The organism is Pseudomonas sp. NFACC24-1 (assembly GCF_900115235.1).
Classification (GTDB): domain Bacteria; phylum Pseudomonadota; class Gammaproteobacteria; order Pseudomonadales; family Pseudomonadaceae; genus Aquipseudomonas; species Aquipseudomonas fluorescens_AA.
Map to the genome: position 1 here is coordinate 1 of NZ_FOVS01000095.1, position 1,031 is coordinate 1,031.

Below are 1,031 nucleotides of genomic sequence, written 5' to 3' on the forward strand. Positions count from 1 at the left end.
GGTGGCGCAAAATTCAAGGTGCGAACTTAGACTTTTGCTGAGGAGGCCGTGATGAAATTCTGTGGCATAGATCTGCATTCGAACAACAGCGTTGTGGTGGTAACCGACGAAGCGGACAAAGTCCTGGTTAGGGAAAAAAGGGGGCAAGGGAAAAAAGGGGACGGCAAAAGGGGACAGATTTATTTGATTTTTTGCTACGCTGAAAGCTTCCATGGAGGAGGAATCAAATATGCCCAGGATGGGACGTATTGTTTTACCGAATTACCCGCATCACGTAGTGCAGCGAGGCCATAACCGTCAGGTGGTGTTTGCGGCGGCAGAGGATTATCAGCGTTATCTCTCTGATCTGCGCGAGCTGAGATGCGTTCGAGGTGAAGGTCTACGCCTATTGCTTGATGACGAATCATGTCCATTTGTTGCTAGCTCCTGGGGAGTCAACCGCTGGATTGGGGCAATTAATGAAAGCACTGGCTGCCCGTGCGACGCGCTATCGCAATCGATTGGAAGGGCGCTCAGGCACCTTGTGGGAAAGTCGTTACAAATCCAGTGTGGTGCAGTCAGATTCATATTTGCTCGCTTGTAGTCGTTACATTGAATTGAATCCTGTGCGCGCTCGCATGGTCGCCAACGTCGCAGACTATGCATGGTCGAGCTATCGAAGCCGGGTAGATGATGAGTCTGGCGGGGGCTGGTTGGATGCTGATCCCTGTTTCATGGCTTTAGGTGATACCCCTATGGAGCGGTGGCATCGGTATGAAGAGTTTGTGCGCCAGGCCATTCCGACTGATCAGCTTCGATTAATCCGCGATGCTTTGCAGCGAGGTCAACTGACGGGTACAAGCCGTTTCGTAGATGAGGTCGAGCGGATTGTGGGTGTGCGGGTAGAGCAGCGAGGGCAGGGGCGGCCGAGGACTGAGCCGGGAAAATAAATCTGTCCCGAATGGCACTTACTTAACCTTCTTCGGGTGTCCATTCTTCCTGACCTCGGCCCTTGCTGATCGACGTGTTTTCATCAGCATGGGGTAAGGCTT

General features: G+C 52.5%; 1 protein-coding gene and 1 pseudogene. One reads left to right on the forward strand and one right to left on the reverse strand.

Annotated elements, in window-relative coordinates; translation table 11 throughout:
• Positions 1–213: hypothetical protein (locus BM317_RS30920; RefSeq protein WP_218190567.1), on the reverse strand; the 213-nt coding region annotated here is incomplete at its 3' end.
• A gap of 16 nt (positions 214–229) precedes the next feature.
• On the opposite strand from BM317_RS30920, the pseudogene BM317_RS29695 reads away from it, so the two are divergent.
• Positions 230–929, forward strand: a pseudogene (locus BM317_RS29695) (transposase).
• The last annotated feature ends 102 nt before the right edge of the window (positions 930–1,031 follow it).